At 49.2% G+C, this 7,122-nt stretch carries 6 protein-coding genes and 1 pseudogene; 2 read left to right on the top strand and 5 right to left on the bottom strand.

Features of this window, described 5'->3' with window-relative positions; translation table 11 throughout:
• On the bottom strand, positions 1–955 hold a 955-nt coding region (locus COW20_15125; GenBank protein ID PIW46669.1), incomplete at its 3' end, for a chemotaxis response regulator protein-glutamate methylesterase.
• 185 nt (positions 956–1,140) lie between these two features.
• Between COW20_15125 and COW20_15120 the strand changes: the two genes are divergently transcribed.
• Positions 1,141–1,440, top strand: coding sequence for a hypothetical protein (locus COW20_15120; GenBank protein ID PIW46668.1), 300 nt, complete (start codon positions 1,141–1,143; stop codon positions 1,438–1,440).
• A 33-nt stretch (positions 1,441–1,473) separates the two neighbouring features.
• Positions 1,474–1,662 (top strand): hypothetical protein, encoded by a 189-nt coding sequence (locus COW20_15115; GenBank protein PIW46667.1) that lies wholly within the window; start codon positions 1,474–1,476, stop codon positions 1,660–1,662.
• Here COW20_15115 and COW20_15110 read toward each other — a convergent pair.
• The 4 genes and pseudogenes from COW20_15110 to COW20_15095 all read right to left on the bottom strand — a co-directional run.
• A pseudogene (locus COW20_15110) lies at positions 1,594–1,815 on the bottom strand (hypothetical protein). The gene COW20_15115 and the pseudogene COW20_15110 overlap by 69 nt on opposite strands.
• The gene (locus COW20_15105) at positions 1,772–4,846 is read right to left on the bottom strand and encodes a hypothetical protein (GenBank protein ID PIW46666.1); all 3,075 of its coding nucleotides are present in this window, start codon (positions 4,844–4,846) and stop codon (positions 1,772–1,774) included. The pseudogene COW20_15110 and the gene COW20_15105 overlap by 44 nt, the downstream one beginning before the upstream one ends.
• Positions 4,847–4,870: 24 nt before the next feature.
• Positions 4,871–5,257 carry a hypothetical protein gene (locus tag COW20_15100; GenBank protein PIW46670.1) on the bottom strand — a complete coding sequence of 129 codons (387 nt, stop codon included), beginning with the start codon at positions 5,255–5,257 and terminating at the stop codon, positions 4,871–4,873.
• A 419-nt stretch (positions 5,258–5,676) separates the two neighbouring features.
• The coding region (locus tag COW20_15095) for a hypothetical protein (protein PIW46665.1) at positions 5,677–7,122 on the bottom strand (1,446 nt) is incomplete at its 5' end.

Genomic DNA, 7,122 nt, shown 5'->3' with positions numbered 1-7,122 from the left:
TCACACAGGTCTCCGCGTTCTGGGCAAAGGTTCGCCCCCCCGCCAAACGTATTTTCAAAAGGCCCTGGGCTCCATCTCCCCCCATGCCTGTCATCAAGACTGCGGCGGTGTTTTTACCCACCTCTCGGGCCAAGGATTCAAAACAGACATCTACCGAGGGGCGATGCCCCGAAACCTTCTCCCCAGGCACCAATTTCACCAGATACTGGCCCCCTGAACGCTTGACGGTTAAATGCTGTTCGCCACCAGGGGCCAGCAAGGCCAAACCAGGACGAATCCGATCCCCATCCTCGGCTTCTTTGACCCGAACCTGTGACAAGTGGTTCAAGCGCTCGGCAAAACTGGCGGTAAAGCCTGAGGGCATATGCTCAACAATCACGATGCCGGGGGATGCGGCAGGAAACAGGGGCAAAATGCGCGCCAGGGCTTCTACCCCCCCGGTCGAGGCTCCCAAGGCCAAGACCTGGTCTGTCGATTCTTCAAAGGCTTTCCGGGTTTCTATGGGGGCTGGTTTCATGGGCTGGTTCTGCACTTTGCGGGCGTATTGGGCCACATGGATCAAGGCTGCCTGCTTGATCTTTTCACGCAATTCTCCCAGCATTTCTGGCAATTGGTCTGAAAGACCCACCACAGGTTTGGCCACCACATACACAGCACCGGCTTCAAGCGCTTCGATCGTGATCTTTTTGCCGGCCTGGGTCAAGGAGGAGAGAATAATCGTCGGGGTGGGCAGCACCGCCATGTATTTTTTGAGAAAGGTCACCCCATCCATTTTCGGCATTTCGATGTCCAGTGTCACCACATCAGGGCGTTCGCGCACCAGAATATCCCGCGCCGCATAGGGGTCGTTGGCCACACCAATGATCTCTATTTCAGGGTCCTGTGAAAGCCCTTCCTGCAAAATCCGGCGTACCAGGGCTGAGTCGTCAATAATTAAGAGGCGAACAGGTTTCATGTTTAAACCTGTTTCTGGTAAATCGCAGGCCGGAGCATGACCCAGGGGGTAATCATCTGCGAGAGCGATTCGGTAACGCTCGTGATCAAATAACCCTGAGGGGATATATGGTCATAGATTTTATTAATCACTTGGTTCTGTTGCTGTTTTTGAAAATAGTAGAGCACATTTCTGCAGAATGAAACATGAAATTTGTTCCTAAACGGCCATTCTTCACTTTGCAGGTTGAACCTGCGAAAGGTACAAATCTGTCGGAGCTCAGGCAGGATTTGGTATTGGTTCATGCCCACGGCTTTAAAGTATTTTTCTTTCAGCGCGGGGGGGATGTCATTCATGCGGTCACTGTGGTAAATTCCCAGTTCCGCATGGCGGATCACATGGGCGTTAATATCTGTTCCCAAAATTTGAAAATTGTTCACGACCGTTTGCAACCCGTATTTTTCAGCCAAACAAATTGCCAAAGAATAGGCCTCTTCACCACTTGATGAGGCTGTGCTCCAAATACGGACCTGGCCGTTTTGGCGAATTTCTGGCAGAATGTGCTGTTCAAAATAATCAAGGCTCTCAGGCTCGCGGAAAAAATGCGTATGGGTGGTGGAAACATATTGGGCAATGCTCAAACTCAATTGCGGATTCTGTCCACTGCGCAATTCCTGCAAGAGGGCTTCCAAACCCTTGAAATTGAGTTTCAGGCAGAGCTGAATTAAACGGCAATAGAGAATATATTGTGATTCATGCCTGTAGTAAATGCCCGTATGTGTTTCTATCCAATCTTTGAGGGCTCGTAAAGCCGCTAAATCGCGTTCGGGTACAGTATTAGCTTGCATAGAGCCGTTCACAATCCAGCACAATCGCAACATCTCCTGAGCTTAAGAGCCCATAACCTGCCCCCGCCCGAATGTTCTTCAGCAGGCCCGAAAGGGGTTTGAGTGTCACCTGTTGATTGCCCACCAAGCGGTCTACGGGAATGGCCAGATTGCCCCGTGAGGATTGGGTCACCACAATCACCTTGTCGGCATTCAACTGACATTGGGCATCACTTTGATAGAATTTTTCAAGCCAGCAGGTGGGCACAAATTCATTGCGCACTTTAATCACCTCCGCTTTTTCAGTCGACAGCGTGGTGACCTGCGACATCTGCACCTTAAAGACCTCATGGATCGATTCAATCGGAATCGCATAACAGGTATTGCCAACCTCAATAATCATCCCCTCAATAAAGGCCAAGGTCAGGGGCAGATAGAGTGAAATCTGGGTGCCCTTATCCGCTTCACTTTTGACCATATACCGGCCTCTTAACTCGGTCATGGTATGCTTGACCACATCCATTCCCACGCCCCGGCCAGAGAGCTGCGAAAGGGTTTTGGCAGTCGAAAAACCGGGTTGAAAGATCAAGTCAAACAAAGCAGCTTCTTCAGGTTCTTCATCGGCTTGAATCAGGCCATTTTCTCGGGCCCGTGTCAGAATCGCCTGGCGGTTGAGGCCCTGTCCGTCATCGCTGAGACTGATCACCACCTCACCGGCCTGGTGCACAGCATTGAGATGCAGTCTGCCAGCGGCAGGCTTGCCTTTTTTCAAGCGTTCTTCAGGCAATTCAATGCCATGATCCACAGCATTGCGAATCATATGCACCAGCGGGTCATAGAGGCGGTCTGCCATCATTTTGTCAATTTCAGTCGATTCACCGCTGATCACCAGTTCAATATTTTTGTGGGTGGTATGCTTCAGATCCCGGATCAAGCGCTCCATGCGTTTAAAGACCACAGAGACCGGCACCAGGCGCAAAGAAGAGGTTTCACCCTGCAATTCACGAATCAGGGTCATGAGGTTTTGGGCTGCAATTTGAAAGCCTGTCATATTGAGATTGTCCAATTCAGCATGGTTGAGCACGCCACCAGCAGCCAGACCAATTTCGCCGGCCAAATCCATCAGGCGGTTGACCTTGTTAATATCCACCTTGAGCAGATTGTTTTCAAGGGCGTGGTGGGTTTGGGCCACCGGAGCCGCCCCTGGAGCGGGGGTTGTTTTTTTAGTGGCCCCCGATTCAGCCTGTTTCTGCTGAGCCTCTGTAATTTCTTCGACCAGAATACTGCGCTGGGGGTCAAAGGCAGAGAGCCCCAAATGAATTTCAGAGAGATTGAGCAGACTGCAGATCAAAAATTGAAAAGCGCTGGTATTGTGCTCATAGAGGGTAATATTGGTGACAGGTGTGATCAGGTCATCGTTGAGCCATTGGTAGAACGGTTCACTCAAATGGGGGTAACGCCCCAGATTGAGCTGAAGCAGATAAAAGTGCATCTTCTTTTTGGCACAGGCCTCAAGCAGATGGAGATTTTCAGAGCTGAGAACTTCGCGAAAAGCGGGATTCAACTTCAGGGCTTGAATCCAATCTGAAACCGAAGGGCCCGATTCCGATTCAAAGGATAAATTCTGGAGGGTGGCTTTAAAGGCCGCAAGTTTTTCAAGCAACTGTTCATCGGGAGACTCCAGTTCATCGCTCAGAACATGCATAAACTGAAGGGTTGTTTGGAATAAATGCAGGGGCAGTTTGAGCTTATCCTGACGGGCTCTGAGCACCCAATCCTGGATAATAAGGCAGATTTCAGCGGCTTCGGGCAGGGTATAGAAATGGCAGGCATGCTGAAGCGAATCGAGGATGCGTGCCATTTGCGTGAGTTCTTCAGGGGGCAGAAACTGAGCCGCATCCTGCAAAGGTTCACAGAGTTCCTTGAGGGTTTGCAAATGGCGCAGCAGGTGATGGGCATGCCATTGTTCAAAGACGGCTTCCACAGGAGAATTGCCAATCGTATCGCCAAAGCGGCTGAAAAGCGATTCATAAATGGCAGTTAATTCTTGAAAGAACTGGTATTCCAATTCCTTAAGGGGTGTTTTGTCTTCGTGTTCAAACAGGGCTTCTTTGAGGGGGATACAGATATTGACAAGGCGAACATATTGGAGGTCTTCAGCGGCTTGTTTCAGATTGGCGAGGGCTTCTGCCAAGAGATCCAAATCTGTAGGCTCTGCCTTGAGGAGATGTTGAATCCCTTCACTGATCAGGCTGATCTCGGTCTCCATCTCTTCAAAAAATCTTTGCTCTGAAGCTGGTTTTTCAGTTTTAGAATTGGCTTTGGCTGAAGGAGGATCTTCCAATTTAGAATCTGTTGATGAATCTTCTATTTTTTCAGGGTTTTGTATCTTTTCAAAAAAAGCATCCAAATGTCTTTGGGCTTCTGAAAAAGCGTGTTGGTTAAAACTTTCAAGTGTTTGATCCAATTCGGGCAAGAGCTGGTTCATGCCAATATTTTGGGTGGCAAACCGCCAGCCCTCCAGAATTTCCCTGCACATGTCTCTCGCCGATTCACTGCCATCCTGGGCAGCAGATAGGCCTTGCTCCAAACGGGGACGATCTTCGTGGATCATTTCAAGGTAAATACTGCGAAACATATCGTCCTGATCAAATTCAAGCGCTTCAGAATTTGCTTCTGAAGCCTCAAACCCTGAATCACTGAGCATTTCCTGGTAATAACTTACAGCTTCTTTTAAACGGGTATACAGGTCTTGAACGCTTCCCAACTCAATATCCTGTTTCTGTTCACAGACCTCTTGAACCAAGAGACGAAAATGATCCAGCACCAGAAAGAGAATTTGTGCGATCTCGGCATCAAAATCCAGGTTCTGGTCTCTGACCAGGCCCATCAAATCTTCGGCCTGGTGTGCCAGACTTTCAAGATTGCTCAAGCCCATGATCCGGGCATTCCCCTTGAAGGTATGCACCGCCCGATACATCGATGAAATATTCTCGGGGTTATGCCCTCTGCTTTCGGCGTCTAAAAGGGCTTCTTCCAGTTCAAGTAGTTTTTCCAGTGCTTCTGTTTGAAATATATTCCACATGCTTCCGTGCTCCTCGTTTGCGGATTATTGGCGCAATACCTGGTAAATGGTTTCGATGATCTGGTGGCCTGAAAGCTCTTCCAAATCTAACGAAATTGCACCTGAGGGTTTGGTGATGACGGCATCGGCTCCTAACCTGCGTGCTTCTGCTGCTTTATTGGATCCTGCCATCGAAACAGATGACAGAATGATGATCTTGCTGCGGGATTTGATCCGCGCATGCTTGAGAAAACTCAACCCATCCATGATCGGCATTTCTATATCCAAAAGAATCACGTCGGGTTGATGGTATTGAAGCTGAATCAAGGCCTCCTGGCCATTGCTGACCTGGGCTATGATTTCTATCCGCTTGTCTGACTCCAGAATCCGATGCAGAATATTCAGCATCAAAGCTGCATCATCGACCAGCATGACCTTGATTTTTCGGGCCAGGCCAAAGCGCTGATGAATTGTTTCGAGCAATTCCAGGCCTGGGCCACGCCACGGATTTAATTCGAAAATAGTTGCGGGTTTCGAAATATATGCTTCCAAGCCCAAGGGCTCGGCCTTGCTTTTGTCTTCTCCAAACCCCAGAATCGGGGTCTCAGGGTTTTGAGACCTGAGAAAATGCAGACCGGCTTCAAGCTCTGCTCCCAAAACCTCTGGATTGAGCAGGATCAGGGCTGGTTTGGCTTGCTTTTTCAAGCCACGAATCTCCTCCAGGTCAGAGGCCACAGCCCCCACCTGGAAGTTATCCCCCTCCCTGAAAAGTGTGGTTTTCAAGGCAGCGCCATAAAGAGGCAGATCCACAACCCAAACCTCTTTGCTTTGTACACTTCGCATGGCTAAATTTAGAATCCTTCATATCCCCGTTCATCTTTATCCAGTGGCAGAAGGGTTTTGGGGTCTTGGAGCCGGGGTTTTGCCTGGCCATTGCCCTTGATGGGTAAGTCTGTTTTTCCACTCTGGGCTTGCTGTTGTTGAAACATGCCGATCAATTGGTAGAGCATATTCATGTCCATGCCGGGAGGCAGTTGAAAGCCCTCTAAATTGACTTCGCGCTTGATTTCCTGCAGTTTGAATTTGGCAATCGCTTCGTTCAACAAAGCCGTCTGTCGTTTGAGTTCTTCAGCCGCGCTCGACATTTCGATACTCTTTTGACTGGAGCCCTGCGTAACCTCATTGATCTGGCTCATGGCTTTGGTGATTTCCTGAATGCCCTTGTTTTGCTCGTCACTTGCTGCGGCAATTTCAGAGACCAGATCTTTGACCTTGACCACATTTTGCACAATTTCTTCAAGCGAAGAGGCAGTGGAATGGGCAATATCTACGCCATTTTTAATTTTATACGTGGCCCCTTCAATCAAGCCTGCGGTTTCTTTGGCTGCTTTGGCACTGCGTTCGGCGAGGTTGCGTACCTCTTGGGCCACCACCGCAAAGCCTTTGCCGTATTTGCCAGCCCGCGCTGCTTCCACTGCCGCATTGAGGGCCAGCAGATTGGTTTGAAAGGCGATTTCATCAATGACCTTGATAATCTTGCCGATATCATCAGAAGAACGTGAAATTTCAGCCATGGATTGGGTCATGTCGCTCATCTTGCCCTGGCCCTGGCTGGCTGTATTGGCTGCTTCTGTCACCAATTGACGGGCAATGCTGGCATTTTCGGTATTGGCATCGATCATACTTGCCGTTTGTGCCAGAGAAGAAGTGGATTCTTCAATCGCAGAACTTTGCTGCTGTGAACTGGAGGCCACCTCCTGGCTGGTAATGCCCAATTGTTCAGAGGCAACAGCGACCTGAGAAGCCGTTTCTTTGGCCTGCAAAAGCACATGGTTCAGGTTTTTAATCGTTTGGTCAATGGCCTGTTTAATCGGCAAGAAATCGCCCCGGTAATCTTCAGAGGTTTTGACCCGCAGATCCCCTTCACCCAATTGAACCACCACATCGCGAATGTCATTGATGGGGGCCGTGATGCCATCCAACATTTTATTTAAACCAATCGCAATATTTTGAAGAAATCCCGTCAGTCCGTTGTCATCGATGCGATTGTCCAATTGACCCGCAATCATCGCTGTTACCAATTGGTTGATTTTGTTCTCTGCAGCCAATTGAACGCTTACATCTGCCCACTCCACCACATAGCCAACCACTTCACCGGCTTGATTCTCTGCCTTTGCTGCTGCCAGGTCAAAGGTTCTGCTGCCAATACTGATTCGGGAGCGAAAGATCCCTTTCAAACTTTCAAGGACTTTGCGCTGGTGGGCTGGATTTTTATGAAAGACATCGATATTCATTCC

The sequence above is a fragment of the bacterium (Candidatus Blackallbacteria) CG13_big_fil_rev_8_21_14_2_50_49_14 genome, from assembly GCA_002783405.1.
GTDB lineage: Bacteria > Cyanobacteriota > Sericytochromatia > UBA7694 > UBA7694.
The sequence above is the reverse complement of the archived record's forward strand: the minus strand, read 5'-3'. Positions and strand labels throughout refer to the sequence as shown.